The following is a 20,412-nucleotide window of genomic DNA, read 5'->3' on the forward strand; positions in this document are numbered from 1 at the left end:
CAAATACTGAAACAGAGGAACTTACTTATGAAAAACGCTCCTAAAACCTGGTTTATCACCGGCGCCTCTAAGGGCTTGGGCCTTGCCCTCGCGCAACACGTGTTGGCCTTGGGAGGTCGCGTTGCCGCCACTTCCCGTAACCTCGGCGAGCTACAGGCCGCCAGCGAGCGCTTTGTGCCGCTGCAAGTCGACTTGATGAATGAATCCAGCGTGGCCAGTGCTATCGCAAGCACCGTTGAAGTCTTCGGTAGCCTTGATGTGGTCGTCAACTGCGCCGGTTACGGCCAGCAGGGCACCTTCGAAGCACTGTCGGACAGCGAGTTGCGGCGCAATTTCGATGTGAATCTGTTTGCGCCGCTCAATGTATTGCGTCACGCCTTGCCGCAGTTGCGGGCCCAGCGCAGTGGGCACGTGATCAACATCTCGTCGATCGTCGGCTTCGACGGCGGTTATGCCGGTTGGGGCAGTTACGTGGCGAGCAAGTTCGCCCTCGGTGGCGTGACCGAAGCGTTGGCGGCAGAAGTTCAGGAGTTGGGAATCAAGGCCACCGTGGTTTATCCGGGACCGGTGCGTACGGGTTTCCTGTCCAGCGCTTCGCTGGCCGTCGCCGAGCGCAGGATCGATGATTACACCGCCGCGCAAGCGTCACTGGACCTGCACCAGAACACCCTTGACGGTCAGCAGGCCGGCGACCCGGACAAGATAGCCCTGGCTATTATCCAGGCGGTCAATGTCAGCGAACCGCCGCTGCACCTGTTCATGGGCCGGATTGCGGTTGATCTGGCACAGCAGAAAATCGCTCAGGTGCAGCAGGACCTCAGCCAATGGCAAGCCACATCGCTGGCGACGGATTTTCCGGCCTGAAGGACGGCAGCGGGGATCTAGGTCCCCGCTGCCGTTTCTTTCACCGGCGGTCGAGTTTCGCCGCTGCACGTTCGGTGATTTCCGAGCGCAATTTCAACGATGCGGCGGCGCGTTTGCGGGCTTCCTCCAGCACGCTGACCGGCGCTGTCTCGGGACTGCCCGAAGCAAACGGTGGCGCCGGGGCGTATTCCAGCTGCAGTTGCACCAGTTGCGCCGTGTCTTCATCGAACAGTTCAGTGGCCAGGGTCAGGGCAAAATCGATCCCCGCGGTGATCCCGCCACCGGTCAGCAGATTGCCGTCGCGCACCACCCGATCGTTCACCGGGATCGCGCCCAAACGCTCGAGCAATGAGTGATAGGCCCAGTGCGTGGTGGCGCGTTTGCCCTTGAGCAACCCCGCCGCGCCAAGCACCAGCGCACCGGTGCACACCGAGGTGACATATCGCGCGTTGGCGGCCTGGGCATTGATGAAGGCCAGGGTTTCGTCATCCTCCATCAACGGCCCGACACCGCTGCCACCAGGAATGCAGATCACATCCAGCGGCGGGCAATCGTCGAAGCCGATGGTCGGCTTCAATACCAGCCCGGTACTCGCGGTGATTGGCATCAGATCCTTCCAGATCAGATGCACTTTCACGTCCGGCAGCGAGGCCAGCACGTCATAAGGGCCGGTCAGGTCCAGTTGTTGAACCTGTGGAAACAACAGAAAACCGATCTGCAACGTCATGGCGTTTTTTCTCCTGGTTTGGGTGGACGGCTTCACTTTAGGCTCGTAGGATCTGGCGTATACGCCAATCACCCCACGAATTACGCCAAATATGCCTAGCCACCCGAAAACCATTCATGTGCTGGCCTTTGCCAATGTGCAAGTGCTCGACGTTACGGGGCCATTGCAGGTGTTTGCCTCAGCCAACGACATTGCCCGTCAGCAAGGTTTGCCCCCACCTTATGCGCCGTCGGTGATTGCCAGCGGTGGCGGGGCGGTGATGTCGTCGGCGGGGTTGGCGCTGTTGGCAGAGCCGTTGCCGGATCGGGGCAGTGACACCTTGATCATTGCCGGTGGCTGGGGCGTTTACGCCGCGGCGAAAGATCAGTCACTGGTGGCTTGGGTGCGTGAGCATGCAACCGGGTGTCGGCGCGTGGCATCGGTATGTACCGGGGCGTTTTTGCTGGCGGCCAGCGGTTGGCTCGATGGCAGGCGGGTGGTCACGCACTGGACCCGCTGTGAGCAATTGGCGCACCAGCATCCCAAACTACAGGTCGAACCCAACCCGATCTTCATCAACGACGGCCCGGTCTGGACCTCGGCCGGGGTCACCGCGGGCATCGACCTGGCCCTGGCGATGGTCGAACAAGACCTCGGCCGGACCATGGCCCTGGAGGTTGCCCGGCAATTGGTGGTATTTCTCAAGCGTCCGGGTGGCCAGTCGCAATTCAGCGTGACCCTGTCTTTGCAAAAAGAAGGTAACCGATTCGACGAACTTCACGCCTGGATCAGTGAAAACCTCACCAAAGACCTCGGCATCCCGACCTTGGCTTTGCAGGCCGGCATGAGCGAGCGTAGCTTCGTCCGTCACTACCGCGCCGACACCGGCCAGACCCCGGCGCGGGCCATCGAACTGATTCGGGTCGAAACCGCGCGACGGCTACTCAGCGACACCGGTGTACCGATCAAACGGGTCGCGGTGCAATGCGGGTTTGGCAGCGAAGAGACCTTGCGCCGAAGTTTCCTGCGGGCCATGAGCGTGACGCCGCAAGCCTATCGCGAGCGGTTTTCCGTCAACCCTCCAGCAGATCCAGTAATGCCTTGAGGGACGATTCAAATCGTCGTAGAGCCTTCTCTCAGGTTTCGACGTCCGCCACCTGATTGAAATACTTCGACCGATCCGGTGTAAACGTCACGACCATTCTGGTTCTGGAACAGGTCAATGCCCGCTCTGCGCTCAGATCAATATCCAGATCTTCCCCGCGCAATCCCTGCCATTGGGCGAGGTATTTCAGAGATCCGTATTTTTCGAGTTTCTTCAGGCTGCGGCTGACGCCACCTTTCCAGCCTAGCACCGGGAGTTCACCGGTGAGGCATTGTCGGGCGAGGTCGGGGAAGCGGGCGGCGCGTTGACGGCCGATTTCCCAGCATTTGATCAGGCCTTTGTCGTGGCCCTCCCACAGTTCATCCCGGTTCAGGCCTGATCGGAGTGGGGCGTCAATGCTGCGATGGATACGCTGGGTCATTCTGGTTCCTTGAATTCGGGTTTTGTTGGACAGCTCCGCTGTTCCCGTTGAGCGTGGATGTTAGGGAGGGATGTAGGCGCTGGCAACAAGGTATTTCCGGATGTAGGAATGAGTTACCGCGTGTTGATTGGGCTGGTTTTGTTTAGTGATTGTAGGTTGGGCCTATCTGGTTCTGTGGCGAGGGGGCTTGCCCCCGTTCGGCTGCGCAGCGGCCGCAAAGCCAGCAAATGCGGTGTTTCTGGAGGAGTGGGGTTGTGCATTCAAGGGGCCGCTGCGCGCCCCAACGGGGGCAAGCCCCCTCGCCACGGAGGGACAGTAGTGGCTGACGGTGCGTGTTTAAGTTCATTGGGAGTAGTCTCGATCCTACAAAAAACGTCGTAAAAGGGGACATTTCCGACAAGTTTTGGCGGTTATGGATGACCTTGTAGGCGCGAGGCTTGCCCGCGAAGAAGGCGACCCGGTCTCAAGGCTGCCAGAAGTTTTTCTCCCCGCTCAATTTCCGATCCAGAAAACTCGCCGCGCTGATCAGCGCCAGGTGCGTCAGCGCTTGCGGTGTGTTGCCCAGGTGCCGGGCATGGCTGTCGAACTCTTCGGCGTACAGCCCCAGCGGGTTGGCGTACCGAAGCAGTTGTTCGAACTCCAAATGCGCCTTTTCCACCTGGCCGGCTCGGGCCAGGCATTCGACGTACCAGAACGAGCAGGCGGCGAAGGCGCCTTCGGTGCCGGGCAGGCCGTCGATCTGGCCGTCGTCGTTGCGGTAGCGGTAGACCATGCCTGCGCGCACCAGGCTTTTCTCGATGGCTTCAAGGGTCGCGATCCAGCGCGGATCTCTGGCGCTGACGAAGCGCACCAATGGCATCAGCAACATCGAACCGTCGAGGCCGGTGCCGCCGATGTGCTGGACGAAATGCCCGCGTTCTTCGTTCCAGAAGTTGCTCCAGATGTCGGTGTAGATCGCTTGACGGGTCTGGTCCCAGCGGGCGAACGGGGCGGGCAGCGAGCGTTTGGAGGCCAGCCGGATGGCTCGGTCCACAGCCACCCAGCACATCAATCGCGAGTGCAGGAAGTGATACTGCTCGCCGCGCATTTCCCAGATGCCAACGTCTTTTTGTTGCCAGGTTTCGCAGACCTGATCGACCACTTCCACAGTGTGTTTCCAGCCATCATGGGAAATCGCTTCACCGTGCTTGTTGACCAGGTACACCGCGTCCATCAGCTCGCCAAAGATGTCCAGCTGGATTTGCTCATAGGCCTGATTGCCAATGCGTACCGGCGTCGCACCGCCATGGCCGGATAAATGCGAGAGTTCGACTTCCGGCAGTTCCTGGCGGCCATCGATGGCGTAGAGGATGTTGAGCTTCATGGCCTTGCCGCGGCAATCGCTGACCCGGCCGCGCAACCAGCGCGTGTAGGCGTTGGCTTCCTCGACGAAGCCCAGGCGCATGAAGGCATAGACGGTGAACGAGGCGTCGCGGATCCAGGTGTAGCGGTAATCCCAATTGCGTTCGCCGCCGGGCGCTTCCGGCAGGCCGAACGTGGCAGCGGCGAGGATGGCACCGTGTTTGCGCGAGGTCAGCAGCTTCAGGGCCAGGGCCGAGCGATTGACCATTTCCCGCCAACGACCGCGATAATTGGACTGGCCGATCCAGTCGCGCCAGAACTTCAGGGTGCGCTCCAGACACAGTGCGGCGGCACCTTCCTTGAAGCGCGCATCGTCAACGCCGCCGAGCAGGAACTCGGCGCCCTGGCCCTGTTCGAGGGTGAACTCGGCAACCGCTGCATTGCCCTCGATGCTCAAGGGCTGATCCGAACACAGCTGCAGGGCTGGCTGACCGGAGGCCTCGAAATACACACTCTGGCCGCGTGCCCGGACCTTGGTGTGAGCCCTGGCATAGTCATACCGCACGGCGCAATGCATGTGGATCGTCGCTTGGCCACTGACCACCCGCACCCGGCGCATCAACATCGGCCAATCATCTTCGCTGTCGCCGATGGGCAGCAGGTCGGTGACTTCGACCACCGCGTGATCGCTCATCCAGCGGGTTTGCAGGACGTTGGTGTCGGGCAGGTAAATCTGCTCGCGGCGAGCGTCTGGCAGGTCCGGGGCGAGTTGGAAGATGCCGGCTTCGGGGCTGTCCAGCAGCGCGCAGAAGATCGACGGACTGTCGAATTCCGGCCAGCAGAAAAAGTCCACGCTACCCTTGTCGTTGACCAGCGCGGCGCTGCGCATGTCGCCAATGATGCCGTGGGCGTCGATGGCGCTTTGTCGTTCGGAATGATCAGCCATTGCCGCGGAACTCCGGAAAGCGAGGGTCTATCTAGCTGACTGGTTTAAACCTGCGAGAGTTCATTTGCCGGCAGACCGGCGTTCACACTCAAGCAACAATTCGACGCTTTCCCAGGGGCAGACGTTTGTGGCAAGTTGCAGACCCCTTGCTGAGGTCGGTACCTATGGCAAACCCCTACCGCGAGCTATTCAATGCCCCAGGCGCACGCGCCTTTGTGCTGGCCGGCATGCTCGCGCGCATGCCGATTTCGATGACCGGCATCGGCCTGATCACCATGCTTTCGCAATTGCAGGGCGGTTACGGCCTGGCCGGTTCCATCGCGGCGACCTTTGCCCTGGCCACGGCGTTTTGTGCGCCGCAGGTTTCGCGGCTGGTGGACCGTTTTGGCCAAAGCCGGATCTTGCCGGTGTCGGCATTGGTCGGTGGTGGGGCGTTGTTGATGCTGTTGCTATGTACCCGTTTGCAGGCGCCGCACTGGACGTTGTTTGCGTTTGCCGCGCTGGCCGGTTGCATGCCCAGCATGTCGGCGATGGTGCGGGCGCGCTGGACCGAGTTGTATCGCGGCCGTCCTGAGTTGCAAACCGCTTATGCGCTGGAATCGGTGCTGGACGAGGTGTGTTTTATTGTCGGGCCGCCGCTGTCGGTGGGGCTATGCGTGGCGGTGTTCCCCGAGGCGGGACCATTGGCGGCATTGCTGGCGCTGGCGGTCGGCGTCACGGCGTTTGTGTTGCAGCGCGGCACCGAGCCACCGGTGCATCCCCATGAAGAACACCATCAGGGCTCGATCATTCGCTCGAGCGAGATTCAGTTGCTGATGCTGTTGATGGTCGCCATGGGCACCATCGTCGGTGTGGTGGATGTGGTCAGCGTAGCGTTCGCCGAGCAGCAGGGTCAGCCGGCGGCGGCGAGTATTGTGCTGTCGGTGTATGCCATTGGTTCATGCCTGGCCGGGTTGGCGTTCGGGGTGTTTCGTTCCAAGTTGCCGCTGCCGCAATTGTTCCTCTACGGCGGGGTGGCGACGGCGGTGACGACGTTGCCATTGCTGCTGGCGGCGAATATTTTCGGGCTGTCGCTGGCGGTGTTCGTCGCCGGGCTGTTTTTTGCCCCGACCCTGATTGTGGCCATGGCGCTGGTGGAGCGCATCGTGCCACCGGCCAAGCTCACCGAAGGCCTGACCTGGCTGGTCACCGGTTTGAGCATCGGCGTGGCGATCGGCGCGGCCAGTTCGGGCTGGCTGGTGGATGCGTTCGGTGCGCGCAACGGGTTCTGGGTGGCGATTGCCGCCGGCTCCGTGGTGTTGGGTTCGGCGGTGCAGAGCTATCGCCATCTCAAGTAAATGGAACACCCCGCAATGCGATCCGTAGCAGCTGCTACAAAGAGTGCGTTGCGGCTGACATTGCAGACTAATTCTCACCGCGCCTCATCCGTTCTCTTTTACAGATAACCAATTGAGGTAAGTGCGGTGACGAAGCTGACACTGCTGTGCCTGCCCTATTCGGGCGCCAGCGCCATGGTCTATAGCCGCTGGCGGCGCCAGTTGCCGCCGTGGCTGCAGTTGCAGCCGGTGGAGTTGCCGGGGCGGGGCGCCCGTTACGACGAACCCTTGCAGACCGACATGCGCGCCCTGGCCCTGCAATTGGCCAGGGAACACAAACCGTCCTTGCACGGCCCTTATGCCCTGTTCGGTCACAGCCTGGGGGCGTTGCTGGCCTGCGAGATGGCCCACGCCTTTCGTGCCCTGGGTGCTGCGGAACCGGTGGCGCTGTTTGCTTCCGGCACGGCCGCCCCGACTATGCGCAGTGACTATGATCGTGGCTTCGCCGAACCGCAGAGTGACGAACAGTTGATCGATCAGTTGCGCACCTTTCAGGGCACCAGCGAGGACGTGTTGGCCAATCAGGAGTTGATGAGCCTGACGCTGCCGATCCTGCGCGCCGATTTCATGCTCTGCGGACGTTTCCGTCCGATGCAGCGCCCGTTGCTCAAGTGCCCGGTGCACGTGCTCGGCGGCAAGGAAGACAAGGCCACCACCGAGCAATTGATCGGCTGGAGCCAGGAAACCCAAGGCAGTTTCTCGGTGGACATGATGACCGGCGGGCATTTCTTCATTCATGAGCATGAAGCCAAGGTGCTGCGGATTATCAAAAATCATCTGGAAGTCCATCACCGACGTCATGCGCAGCTGGCCGCGCCGGTTTTTTAGCGCGCGCGGTTCACTTTATCGAGTGTTAACAGGAGGCCCGTCATGGGTGTTGCTGTGGGTTTTGCCGCTCGGCCGTTGTTGCCGGCGCGGGGTCGCTTGCCGCTGTTGGTGGAGGCGACCGAGCCGAATACCAGCCTGTTGGCGGTGTTCGATGAATTGAATGAACTGGTGGATGAGCATTTGCTGCGTGACGGCGGCATTCTGTTTCGCGGGTTCCAGCTGGATGGCGCCGAGCAGTTCCGTCAATTCGCTGCGGGCTTTGGCCATCCGCTGCTCAATTATGAGTTCGGCTCGACGCCGCGTACCAACGTCACCCAAGGGGTCTATACCTCCACCGAATACCCGGCGCATCAAAGCATTCCGTTGCACAACGAGCAGGCCTACTCCCGGGACTGGCCGATGAAAATATGGTTCTACAGCATGATCGCTGCCACCTCGGGCGGTGAAACGCCGATTGCCGACAGCCGGGAAGTCTATCGCCGCATGCCTGTCGCGATCCGCGAGCGCTTCGTCAGCAAGGGGCTGATGTATGTGCGCAATTTCGGTAACGGGCTGGATGTGGCCTGGGAGCAAGTGTTCAACACCCAGGATCGCGAGGTGGCCGAGGCCTACTGCAAGGCCCACGGCATCATTTGTGAGTGGAAGGACGACGGAGAACTGCGCACCCGCCAGACCTGTCAGGCGGTGGCGCGGCATCCAGTGACCGGCGACATGGTCTGGTTCAACCAGGCTCACCTGTTCCACATTTCCAACCTTCAGCCGGAGGTGCGCGAAACCCTGCTGGACATCGTCGACGAGGAAGACCTGCCGCGTAACGTCTACTACGGCGACGGCTCGCCCATCGAGGATGAAGTACTCAAGGACATTCGCGCCGTACTCGATGATTGCGCCATCAGCTTTCCCTGGCAGGAGGGCGATGTGCTGATGCTCGACAACATGCTCTCGGCGCATGCCCGCGCGCCGTTCGAAGGCAAGCGCAAGGTGATCGTCGCGATGGCCGAAGGGCATTCCCAGGATGCGCGTTGAACCGATCGAAGCCCTGAAACACCTGTCGCCGAAGCCGGTCTTGCACCGGCTTCGGCGTTTTTGTGTTCACTTAAGAGCGTCCTGACTCAGCGCAACCTGTGGCGAGGGAGCTTGCTCCCGCTTGAGTGCGTAGCACTCACAAAAATCGGCAATGACTGTCAGATTTTTGGGGCCGCTGCGCAGCCCAGCGCGAGCAAGCTCGCTCGCCACAAAGGTAGGCATGGCTGAGTCTCTGACGCACTTGTCGCCGAACCCGGTCCTGTACCGGCTTCGGCGTTTTTGTGTTCACTTAAGAGCGTCCTGACTCAGCGCAACCTGTGGCGAGGGAGCTTGCTCCCGCTTGAGTGCGTAGCACTCACAAAGATCGGCAATGACTGCCAGATTTTTAGGGCCGCTGCGCAGCCCAGCGCGAGCAAGCTCGCTCGCCACAGGGGGGGCGGGGTTGTCGGTGCTGCTAAATCATCGCGCCAGCCATTCGTTCTTGTTGATACGACCAGGCCTCCTGGTCACGCCGCCGATCAGCAAGGACCCAATGCATGAATGCCGCAGACGCACAGAGACTCGCCCGCCGCTTTATCGAACTGCCGCAGGACAAGCGCCGCTTGTTTCTGGCCGGCATGGCTCGCGAAGGCATCGATTTTGCGCAGCTTCCCATGACCTCCTGTATCGGGGTCGACGAGCGTGACGGCCTGTCCTATGCCCAGCAGCGGATGTGGTTCCTCTGGCAGCTGGATCCGCAGAGCGCGGCCTACAACCTGCCGATGGCGGTGCGCCTGAGCGGTGCGCTGCAAACCGAGGCGCTGGAGCGCGCGTTCAGCCTGCTGGTTGCGCGTCATGAATGCCTGCGCACCACCTTCGGCCAGGAGGGCGAGCGTGCATTCCAGCGGGTGGCCGAACCCCGTGACCTGACACTGGCGATCAACGACCTCAGTGCCTTGCCCGAAGAGCGGCGCTGGCCGCAGGCGCAACAGCACATGATGGCTGAGGCCACTCAGGCGTTCGACTTGCAACAGGGGCCATTGCTGAGCATTCGCCTGTTGCGCCTGGCCGAGCAGGAGCACGTGCTGTTGCTGACGTTGCACCACATCATTGCCGATGGCTGGTCGATGAACATCCTGATCGATGAGTTCATGCGCACCTACGATGGACTGGTCGCGGGGCGGCAACCGACCTTGCCGGAATTGACCGTGCACTACCGCGACTACGCCCTGTGGCAGCGCAGTTGGCTGGAAGCCGGGGAGCGCGAGCGCCAGCTCGATTACTGGCGCACGCAGTTGGGCGACACGCAGTTGGGTGAAGAGCCTCCGATCCTCGAATTGCCCACCGACCGTGCCTATCCGGCCCAGTCCAGCCACCAGGGCGCGCGCCTGGAAAAAATCATCGACGGGCCCCTGCGCCAGGACCTGAAAGCGCTCGCTCAGCGCCAGGGCGTGACGCTGTTCGTGGTGCTGCTGGCCGCCTTCAAGACTTTGCTGCATCGCTACAGCGGCCAGACCGACATCCGCGTCGGCGGGTTGATTGCCAACCGCACCCGCGGTGAAACCGAAGGCTTGATCGGCTTCTTCGTCAACACCCAGATCCTGCGCAGCGAGGTCACCGCCAAGACCCGTTTCAGCGACCTGCTGCAGAGCCTGCGTCAGGCGGCGCTTGGCGCCCAGGCCCATCAGGAGCTGCCGTTCGACGCGTTGATCGAAGCCCTGCAACCGGCCCGCAGCCAAAGTCACAATCCATTGTTTCAGGTGATGTTCAACCACCAGCCGCTGGTGACCGATCTGCGGGACGTGCGGCTCGATTGCGGTTTACAGGTCGGCTATCTGAGCGAGCAGCAACTGGCCGGCAGCGGACGTCAGCATGCGGCCACCAGCGACCTGATGCTCGACACCCGGGAGGAGGGCGAGCAACTGTTCGCGGCGTTCACTTACGCCACCGACCTCTTCGATGAACAGACCATCGCCGCGCTGGCCGAGCATTGGCACAACGTGCTGGTATCGGTCTGCCGTGATCCGCAACAACCGCTGGGCGAGGTGTCGATGCTCGGCACCGATGAGCGCGAGCGCTTGATTCAAGCCGTCGTCGTCCCGACGCCACTGCCTGGCATGCAGCAGTTGTTCGAGGCTCAGACGGCACGCACTCCCGACGCCACGGCGGTGATTCTGGCTGACGATCAATCGCCCTCGCTCAGTTATGCCGAGCTGAATGCTCGCAGCAATCGTCTGGCCCATCAGTTGCGCGCCAAGGGCGTCGGCCCCGATGTGCTGGTCGGTGTGGCGTTGGGGCGATCGCTGGAGCTGGCCGTGGCGTTGCTGGCCGTACTCAAGGCCGGCGGCGCCTATGTGCCGCTGGACCCGCACACCCCGGCCGAACGCCTGCGCCATGTACTCGATGACAGCGGGCTGAAACTGTTGCTGACCGAAAACTCCCTGTTGACCAGCCTGCCGGCGCTCGATGGCATCGATTGCCTGTGCCTGGACCAGCTACCGGACAGCGACGCTGCGAATCAAGACAACCTGCAAGTGACGGTAGATCCGCTGAACCTCGCCTACGTGATTTACACCTCCGGCTCCACCGGCCGGCCGAAGGGCGTAGCCGTCAGCCACGGCGCGTTGAGTGAATTCATTGCGCGGGCGATCGACTACAGCGACTTGCGCGAAGGCGATCGCGTGCTGCAATTCGCCACCAGCAGTTTTGACGGTTTCGTCGAGCAGTTCTTCCCGCCGCTGTGCCATGGCGCCGGCGTCGTCCTGCGCGATGCGCGCCTGTGGGACAGTGCGACCTTGCACGAGGTGATCGTCGAACAGGGCATTACCCTGGCCGATTTACCGGCCGCTTACTGGTACTCGGTGGTGCAGGATTACGCGGCCAACCCGCCTGTCCACTTCGGCGCCTTGCGCCAGATTCACGTGGGCGGCGAGGCGATGGCGGTGGACGGGTTGCGCCTGTGGCAGCGCGCCGGGTTGGGTCATGTGCGTTTGCTCAACACCTACGGCCCGACCGAGGCGACGGTGGTCTCGACCATTCATGATTGCAGCACGTTGACCGCCGAGGCGGTGTCGTGGCGTGGCATACCGATCGGTCACGGCCTGGAGCAACGCCGGTTGTACGTGCTCGACGACGATTTGAACCTGCTGCCGCAAGGGGCGGTGGGCGAGTTGTACATCGGCGGGCCGGGCCTGGCCCGCGGTTATCACCGACAGCCGACGCTCAGCGCCCAACGGTTTATCGCCGATCCATTCGCGGTCGGCGAGCGCCTGTATCGCACCGGCGACCGTGCCCGACTGCGCGACGATGGAGCGGTGGAGTACATCGGTCGCGTCGATCACCAAGTGAAGATTCGCGGGTTCCGCATTGAGTTGGGGGAAATCGAGTCGCGGTTGCAGCAATGCCCGGGGATTCGTGAGGCCGTGGTGCTGGCATTGTCCCTGACTGGTGGCACGCAACTGGTGGCGTATCTGGTGGTCGATCAGAGCGTGCTCGGCAGCGCGGCGGAGCAAGCGATTGTGCGTCAGCAAATCCGGGCCTCACTGCAGAAGAACCTGCCGGACTACATGGTGCCCGGCCATTTGCTGCTGTTGCCGCGCCTGCCCCTGACCCCCAGCGGCAAACTCGACCGCAAGGCCCTGCCAATCCCCGATCCGAGCCAATTGCAGAGCAGCTATCGCGCCCCGCAAACCGACACCGAACAGGCGCTGGCGCAGATCTGGATCGAGGTGCTGCAAGTACCACGGGTCGGTGTCGATGACCATTTCTTCGAGTTGGGCGGGCATTCGTTGCTGGCCGCCCAAGTGATCGCCCGGATCAAAAGCCAGTTGGGCGTGGTGCTGCCGTTGCGCAGCCTGTTCGAGAAACCGTTGCTGGGCGAACTGGCCCTGGAGCTGGCCACACTGGCAGACGGTGCCAGCGATAACGACTGGTCCGACATGGATCAGTTCATGAGTTCTTTGGAGGGAGTAGAAGTATGAGCGGCAATATGGCGGAGCGTATCGCTAAAAGGTTCGTCGGTTTGCCGCTGGAGCAACGTCGACTGTTTCTCGCCAAACTGCGCGAGGAGGGCAAGGACTTCAGCCTGCTGCCGCTGCCGGTCAGTCGTCACGACTGCGCGGTGATCCCGCTCTCGTTTGCCCAGCAGCGCTTGCTGTTTCTGTGGCAGCTCGAGCCGCAGAGTGCGGCGTACAACATGGCCGCCGGCCTGCGTTTGCACGGGCAACTGAACGAGGCAGCGTTGCTGCGCTCCTTCGATCATCTGGTGGCGCGCCATGAAGTGCTGCGCACGGTGTTCCAGACCGACAACGACCAACCGAGCCAGGTCATCCTCGACCAGCAGAGCGTGCCGCTGCAACGCGTCGACCTGTCGAACGTCGTCGTGCAAGAACGTGAAACCGAGCTGGCGCGACGGGTTCAGGAAGCGGCCGCGCAACCGTTCGATTTGCTCCACGGGCCATTGCTGCGGGCCAGCCTGTTCCGTCTGGCGGACGATGAGCATGTGCTGATCGTGAGCATGCACCACATCGTCTCCGATGGCTGGTCGATGGACGTCATGGTCAAGGAATTCGTGCAGTGTTATCAGGCCTTCAGCCTGGAGCGCGCACCGCAGTTGCCGGCGTTACCGTTGCAGTACGCCGACTACGCGATCTGGCAGCGCCGCTGGCTGGAGGCTGGCGAGGGCGAGCGGCAACTTGATTACTGGCGTCAGCAGCTGGGTGATGAACATCCGCTGTTGGACGTGGCGGCGGATTTCCCCCGGCCGCTGACCCAGAGTTTCGAAGGCCAGACCCTGAGCTTTGATTTCGGTGCCGACCTGTCCCGGCAGTTGAACGGCTTTGCCCGGGCTCAGGGCATCAGCTTGTTCATGCTGGTGCTGGCCGGGTTTTCGCTGTTCCTGTCGGTCGCGTCTTGGCGGCGAGCGCGATATCCGCGTCGGCGTGCCCAACGCCAACCGCGGGCGCTCCGAGGTCGAAGGGCTGATCGGTTTCTTCGTCAACACTCAGGTGCTGCGTTGCCAGGTCGATGAGCGTGGCAGCTTCGTCGATTTGCTGGCTCGGATTCGGGAAGCATCGTTCGGTGCCCAGGCCCATCAGGAGCTGCCTTTCGAGCAATTGGTGGATGAACTGGTGCCCGAGCGAACCCTGGGGCATAACCCTTTGTTCCAGGCCAAGTTCAACCAGAACGTCGGCATGCAGACCCAACGTTCGATGAACTTGCCGGGCCTGAGCGTCACCGAGTATCCACTGGACAAAGAGGGCACCCACTTTGATCTGGCGCTGGACATCACCGATGACGGCACGCTGATTCACGGGCAGATGACCTACGCCAGCGACCTGTACCAGCACTCGACCATCGAGGGGTTTATCCCGACGCTGCTCGGCCTGTTCCGCGAATTGCTCAGCGCCCCGCAGGCGCCGCTGCACAGTCTTGCAACCACGCCAGTACCTCCGGCGCTGGCGCCACGGCAGCCGGCGGAGTCGGTGTTGCAGCAATGGGATCGTCAGGTGGCCGTACAGCCTGAAGCGCTGGCCGCACGCTGTCTCGAACGGACGTTGAGTTTCCAGACGCTGGATCAGGACGCCAATCGCCTGGCCCACTACCTGCGAGCGCAAGGTGTGCAGAGCGGGCAACCCGTGGCGGTGCTGATGGAGCGCTCCCTGGAATGGCTGACCTGTGTGTTAGGGGTGATCAAGGCCGGGGCGGTGTACATGCCGCTGGACGTCAAGGCGCCGGACGCACGTTTGCAGCAGATGCTCGCAGGCGCGCGGGCGAAAGTCCTGCTGTGTGCCGCAGGCGACGCGCGAGAAAGCACTCTGACGGTCGCCGGTTGCCAGGGGCTGGCCTTCGCCCCCGAACGCTGGCAGGACCAGCCGACGACGAAGCCTTCGCTGACCGTGTCGGCGGATGCAGCGGCCTATGTGATTCACACCTCCGGTTCCACCGGCCAACCCAAAGGCGTGCTGGTGAGCCACGGTGCTCTGGCCTGTTACGTGCGCGGTGCGCTGGAACGTCTGGCGCTGGAGCCTGCGGCAAGCATGGCGCTGGTCTCGACCATTGCCGCGGATCTTGGATTTACCGTGCTGTTCGGCGCCTTGTGTTCCGGTCGCTTGTTGCATGTATTGCCCGAAGAGCTGGGCTTCGACCCGGACCGGTTTGCCGATTACATGGCCGGGCACCAAGTGGGCGTGTTGAAAATCGTGCCGGGGCATTTGGCGGCGCTGATGCAGGCGTCCCGGGCCGCCGATGTACTACCGCAACATGCACTGATAGTCGGTGGCGAAGCCTGCTCGCCGGCATTGCTCGAACAGGTGCGGCGACTCAAGCCGGGCTGCCGGTTCATCAACCACTATGGCCCGAGTGAAACCACGGTCGGCGTGCTGACCCATGAACTCATGGAACTCGACTCCGGCGCTCGTGGTGTGCCGGTCGGCCGTCCTTTGCCGGGCGCACATGTCTACGTGCTGGACGATGTACTCAACGCGGTCGCCGATCAGGTGGCGGGCGAGCTGTACATCGGCGGCGACAGCGTGGCGCTGGGTTATCTGGGGCAGCCGGGGCTGACCGCCGAGCGCTTCCTGCCGGATCCGTTTGGCGCCGTCGGGGCGCGGGTTTATCGCAGCGGTGATCGGGTACGCCGCAATCGTCAGGGGGCGCTGGAATTCATCGGGCGTGCCGACGATCAGGTCAAGGTGCGCGGCTATCGGGTGGAGCCGGCGGAAGTCGCTCGGGTAGTGCTGGGCCTCGGCGGCGTGAGCGAGGCCGCGGTGTTGGCCTTGCCGCTGGACGGTGATGAAGCGCGCCTGCAACTGGTGGCGTACTGCGTGGCCGCGCCTGACCTGGCGTTGAATGTCGACGCCTTGCGCCAGCAGTTACAGGCCTGCCTGCCGGAGTACATGGTGCCGGCGCAGATCGTGGTGCTGGAGCGTCTGCCGCTGACCGCCAACGGCAAACTGGACAAGCGTGCCTTGCCGGCGCCGGGGCTGGTGACGCAGCAATTTGTTGCCCCGGTGGGCGAGATCGAACAGAAGCTTGCCGCCATCTGGGCCGATGTCCTGAAGCTTGAGCAAGTGGGCAGCACCGACAACTTCTTCGAGCTGGGCGGCGACTCGATTCTCAGCCTGCAAATCATCGCCCGGGCCAAACGCCAGGGCATCAAGCTGAGCCCCAAGCAACTGTTCGAGAAGCAAACCATCGCTCAGTTGGCGGCGGTGGCCAAGTTGATCGAGAGCAAACCGGCGGCCAGCGTTGCGCAAAAAATCAGCGGCGAGTTGCCGTTATTGCCGATCCAGGCTCGCTTCTTCCAGACCGACATTCCCCAGCGTCATCACTGGAACCAGTCGGTGATGTTGCAACCGCAAATCCCCCTCGACGCGACCCATCTGCACAACGCATTGGCCGCCCTGATCGAGCAGCACGATGCGCTGAACCTGAGTTTCCAGGCGTCGGGCGAGACTTGGCAGGCGACATTCCAGGCACAGCGCCACACAGACCTGTTGTGGGTGCGGGCACTGGACGACCTTGCCGATTTGCCAGCGCTGGCCACCGAGGCCCAGCGCAGTCTCGATCTGCAACAAGGCCGGCTGGTGCGCGCGGTGCTGGTGAACTTGCCTGACGCAACACAACGTTTGCTGCTGGTGATCCATCACCTGGTGGTGGATGGCGTGTCCTGGCGGGTGCTGCTGGAGGATTTGCAGCAGGCCTATACCGCGTTGGCGGCAGGCAAGGCGATGGTCCTGCCAGGCAAAAGCAGTTCGCTCCAGGCCTGGGCGCAACACCTGCACCGTTACGGGCAAAGCGATGCCTTGAAGGCCGAGCGCGATTATTGGCAGCGCACGCTGGAGGGCGGCAACAGTGACCTGCCGAGGGACTTCCCCGAGACCGTCCAGACTCGTCGCCAAGCCGCTCGGGCCACTTCACGCCTGAACAAGACACTGACCCACGCGCTGCTCAAAGTGGCACCGGCCGCCTATCGCACCCAGATCAACGATCTGCTGCTGACGGCCCTGGCGCGGGTGTTGTGCGACTGGAGCGAGCAGGATTCGGTGCTGATCCAGCTCGAAGGCCACGGCCGCGAAGACCTGTTCGACGACCTGGATTTGAGTCGCACCGTCGGCTGGTTCAGCAGCCTGTTTCCAGTGCGACTGACCCCACAGACAGAGCCGGGCACGTCGCTGTGCGCGATCAAGGAACAACTGCGAGCCGTGCCGGGCAAAGGCATCGGCTACGGCGTGCTGCGCTACCTCGCAGGCTTCGAACCGCTGCGTGAGCTGCCGCCGCCGCGCATTACGTTCAACTACCTGGGCCAGTTCGACGGTGCGTTCGATGCGGCTGACGGCGCGCTGTTGGTGCCGACTGCCGACAGCACCGGTGACCATCTGGATGACGATGCGCCCTTGGGCAACTGGCTGAGCGTCGACGGCCAGGTCTACGGCGGCGAGCTGGAATTGAGCTGGACGTTCGGCCAAGGCATGTACCGCCCGCAAACCATTCAGGCGCTGGCCGACGCCTATTGCCATGAGCTGGAACGACTGATCGAACATTGCACTGCCGGTGAGCATGCCGGGGTCACGCCGTCGGACTTCAATCTGCTGAGCCTGACGCAAGCGCAACTGTCGGCGCTGCCGGTACCGGCGCGGGAGATCAGCGATCTCTATCCGTTGTCGCCGATGCAGCAGGGCATCCTGTTCCACAGCCTCAACGAACCGGACGGCCCGGCCTACACCAACCAGTTGCGGGTCGATGTACAGCAGCTCGACGCCGAGCGTTTCCGTCAGGCCTGGCAGCAGACGCTGGAAGCCCATGAGATTCTGCGTACCGCATTCGTCTGGCCCGAGGACGCCGATGCGCCGGTGCAGATTGTAAGGCAGACGGTGCAGATGCCCCTGACCGTGCAGGACTGGCGCGGTCGGGATGACCTTCACGCAGCGCTCAATCAGTTGGCCCGAGAAGATCTGGCCGCCGGTTTCGAACTGGACCAGGCGCCGCTGTTGCGCGTGCTGCTGGTGCGAACCGCTGAAACGCAGCATCACTTGATCTACACCAGTCATCACATCCTCATGGACGGCTGGAGCACTTCGCAGTTGTTCGGCGAGGTGTTGCAACGCTATGCCGGCATGAGCCCGGCAGCGGCTCCGGGTCGTTATCGCGATTACATTGAGTGGCTGGGCCAGCGCGATGTTCAGGCCAGTCGCGACTTCTGGACATCGGCATTGGCTGACCTTCAGGAGCCGACCCGTCTGGCCAGCGCCATGCCGGTCAGTCAGACGCCGGCCAGCGGTTATGCCGACTACCAGCATGTGTTCAGCGAACAACAAACCGGCGACCTGAACCGCTTCGCCCGGGAGCAGAAGGTCACCCTCAATACCCTGATGCAAGCCGCGTGGCTGGTGCTGTTGCAGCGCTATACCGGCCAGGACACGGTGGCTTTCGGCGCGACTGTGGCCGGTCGGCCGACGGACTTGCCCGGCGTCGAGCAGCAGATCGGCCTGTTCATCAATACCTTGCCGGTGGTGGCTGCGCCGTCCGCCGAAATCCCGGTCGGCCAGTGGATTCAACAGGTGCAGAGCCTCAACCTGGCCCTGCGTGAACATGAGCACACGCCGCTCTACGATATTCAGCGCTGGGCGGGGCAGGGCGCGGGCGCACTGTTCGACAGTATTCTGGTGTTCGAGAACTACCCGATGGCCGAAGCGCTGGCCCAAGGCTCTGCCACCGGGCTCGAGTTTTCCACCCTCTCGCGTCAGGAGCAGACGAACTATCCGCTGACGCTGGTGGCGGTTACCGGTCGTGAGTTGACCCTCGGCTTGAGCTTCGATCAGGCCTGTTTTGATCACGCCACCATCGCCGACCTGAGCACCCAGCTCGAATGTCTGATGATGCAATTCATGGCGGATGCTTCGCAGCCTCTGGGCGCGTTGCAACTGCTGGACGGCGCACCGCGTCAAGCGGCTGTCGACTGGGGCAAGGCCGCGGTCACGGCGCTGGATTCGCGCAACGTGGTCGAGCGGATCGATGCGCAGGTACAACGCCAACCGCAGGCCGCGGCGGTGTTGTTTGCCGAGCAGACCCTCGATTACCGCAGCCTCGACGCCCGGGCCAATCGTCTGGCGCACAAGCTGCAAGCGCTGGGCGTCGGGCCGGAAGTGCGGGTCGGCGTGTGCATGCGCCGCACGCCGGACATGCTGGTCGGGTTGCTGGCGATTCTCAAGGCTGGCGGTGCCTACGTGCCGCTGGACCCGGAATATCCGCAAGAGCGCTTGCTGCACATGCTCGAGGACAGTTGCGCAGCGGTGCTGCTGACCGAAGCCGCGTTGCAGGCGATGTTGCCCGAGACGTTGCCGTCACAAGTGCTGTTGGTCGAAGAGGGCGCCGAACGGCTCGCCGGGTATCCGTCCACGGCACCGGTCAGCGGCATCGTGGCGCAGAACCTGGCCTACGTGATTTACACCTCCGGCTCCACCGGCAAGCCCAAAGGCGTGGCGATCACCCACGCTAACCTCGCGGCGCTGATCCAGTGGTCGCAGGGTGTTTACCGCGATGAGCAGATGCGCGGCGTGCTGGCCTCGACTTCGATTTGCTTTGACCTGTCGGTGTGGGAGATTTTCGTCACGTTGGCCAGCGGCGGCTGCATGGTGTTGGCGGACAACGCCTTGGCGTTGCCCGAGTTGCCGGCCCGTGAGCGGGTGACGTTGATCAACACCGTGCCGTCGGCAATTGCCGCGCTGCAACGGGCCGGGCAGATTCCGGCGTCGGTCACCACCATCAATCTGGCCGGCGAGCCGCTCAAGCAGACGCTGGTCGATACGCTGTACGCCAGCACCTCGGTCAAGCAGGTTTATGACCTGTACGGGCCGTCGGAAGACACCACCTATTCGACCTTCACCCTGCGCACCGCCAATGGCCGGGCGAACATCGGGCGGCCGCTGGACAACACCGTGGCCTACCTGCTCGACAGCCAGTTGCAGGTGCTGCCGGCGGGGTTGGCGGCCGAGTTGTACCTGGCCGGTGCCGGCGTGACCCGAGGTTATCTGCTGCGTCCCGGCCTGACCGCTGAACGCTTCGTGCCGGACCCGTTCGCCACAAATGGTGAGCGGCTGTATCGCACCGGCGATCTGGTGCGCCAGGGGCCAGACGACACGATTGAGTACATTGGTCGTGCCGACCATCAGGTGAAGATTCGCGGCTTCCGCATCGAGCTGAGCGAGATCGAAGCCCGATTGCTGGAGCAGCCCGAGGTGCGCGAAACCGTGGTGCTGGCGCAGGAGGGCGCGGCGGGTAAACACCTGCATGCCTACGTCGTAGCGAGCCAACCGGGCAATTTATCGTTGGTGGAAACCCTGCGGGCGGCCCTGGCCAATCGTTTGCCGGCGCACATGGTGCCGAGCCATCTGCACGTGATCGACGCGCTGCCGCTGACCCCCAATGGCAAGCTCGATCGCAAGGCGCTGATGGCGCTGGGCGGCAATCCGACGCTGCAGCGTTACGAAGCGCCGCGCACCGATCTGCAATGGGAAGTGGCGACCGTCTGGCAAGAGGTGCTGGAAGTCGAGCGCGTCGGCCTGACGGACAACTTCTTCCAATTGGGCGGGCATTCGTTGCTGGCGACGCTGGTGGTGACCCGGATCAAGGAACGGCTGGGTGACAAGGTGCCGCTCAAGGAGCTGTTCGAAGCCGACACCCTGCAAGCGTTCTGCGCCCGCATCGAGGCATTGCGCGTCGATTTATCGCCGGTTCAGGACGAATTGGCTAAATCCCTGGAGGCCCTCAAACGTCTATCCCTCGATGATCTGGAAAAACTGATTTCTTGAGGGGAACAAC

9 protein-coding genes and 1 pseudogene are annotated in these 20,412 nt (G+C 62.7%); 7 read left to right on the top strand and 3 right to left on the bottom strand.

Translation table 11 applies throughout. The features are described 5' to 3' along the window. The first annotated feature begins 27 nt into the window (after positions 1–27). Complete coding sequence (locus tag ACZ9BB_RS04315) at positions 28–864, top strand: SDR family NAD(P)-dependent oxidoreductase (RefSeq protein WP_476212686.1); 837 nt, start codon at positions 28–30, stop codon at positions 862–864. Positions 865–904: 40 nt separating this feature from the next. On the opposite strand, the gene inhA is transcribed toward ACZ9BB_RS04315, so the two are convergent. Next, positions 905–1,591 (bottom strand): isonitrile hydratase, encoded by a 687-nt coding sequence (gene inhA, locus ACZ9BB_RS04320; RefSeq protein ID WP_476212687.1) that lies wholly within the window; start codon positions 1,589–1,591, stop codon positions 905–907. Positions 1,592–1,682: 91 nt separating this feature from the next. Here inhA and ACZ9BB_RS04325 point away from each other — a divergent pair, with 91 nt between their 5' ends. Then, positions 1,683–2,675, top strand: coding sequence for a GlxA family transcriptional regulator (locus ACZ9BB_RS04325; protein WP_476212688.1), 993 nt, complete (start codon positions 1,683–1,685; stop codon positions 2,673–2,675). A 31-nt stretch (positions 2,676–2,706) separates the two neighbouring features. Here ACZ9BB_RS04325 and ACZ9BB_RS04330 read toward each other — a convergent pair whose 3' ends face one another. Beyond that, the gene (locus tag ACZ9BB_RS04330) at positions 2,707–3,096 is read right to left on the bottom strand and encodes a hypothetical protein (protein WP_476212689.1); all 390 of its coding nucleotides are present in this window, start codon (positions 3,094–3,096) and stop codon (positions 2,707–2,709) included. Positions 3,097–3,559: 463 nt separating this feature from the next. After that, complete coding sequence (locus ACZ9BB_RS04335; protein ID WP_476212690.1) at positions 3,560–5,383, bottom strand: glycoside hydrolase family 15 protein; 1,824 nt, start codon at positions 5,381–5,383, stop codon at positions 3,560–3,562. A gap of 164 nt (positions 5,384–5,547) precedes the next feature. On the opposite strand from ACZ9BB_RS04335, the gene ACZ9BB_RS04340 reads away from it, so the two are divergent. The 5 genes and pseudogenes from ACZ9BB_RS04340 to ACZ9BB_RS04360 all read left to right on the top strand — a co-directional run bounded on the left by ACZ9BB_RS04340 (position 5,548) and on the right by ACZ9BB_RS04360 (position 20,402). After that, on the top strand, positions 5,548–6,720 hold the full coding sequence (locus ACZ9BB_RS04340; RefSeq protein ID WP_476212691.1) for an MFS transporter: 1,173 nt from the start codon (positions 5,548–5,550) through the stop codon (positions 6,718–6,720). A 126-nt stretch (positions 6,721–6,846) separates the two neighbouring features. Then, positions 6,847–7,587, top strand: coding sequence for a thioesterase II family protein (locus tag ACZ9BB_RS04345; RefSeq protein WP_476212692.1), 741 nt, complete (start codon positions 6,847–6,849; stop codon positions 7,585–7,587). 42 nt (positions 7,588–7,629) lie between these two features. Then, positions 7,630–8,613 carry a TauD/TfdA family dioxygenase gene (locus ACZ9BB_RS04350; RefSeq protein WP_476212693.1) on the top strand — a complete coding sequence of 328 codons (984 nt, stop codon included), beginning with the start codon at positions 7,630–7,632 and terminating at the stop codon, positions 8,611–8,613. A 536-nt stretch (positions 8,614–9,149) separates the two neighbouring features. Further along, positions 9,150–12,572, top strand: a complete 3,423-nt coding sequence (locus ACZ9BB_RS04355; RefSeq protein ID WP_476212694.1) for an amino acid adenylation domain-containing protein — start codon at positions 9,150–9,152, stop codon at positions 12,570–12,572. Beyond that, positions 12,569–20,402, top strand: a pseudogene (locus tag ACZ9BB_RS04360) (amino acid adenylation domain-containing protein). The gene ACZ9BB_RS04355 and the pseudogene ACZ9BB_RS04360 overlap by 4 nt, the downstream one beginning before the upstream one ends. Positions 20,403–20,412 lie beyond the last annotated feature (10 nt).

Source organism: Pseudomonas sp. TE3552 (assembly GCF_056278945.1).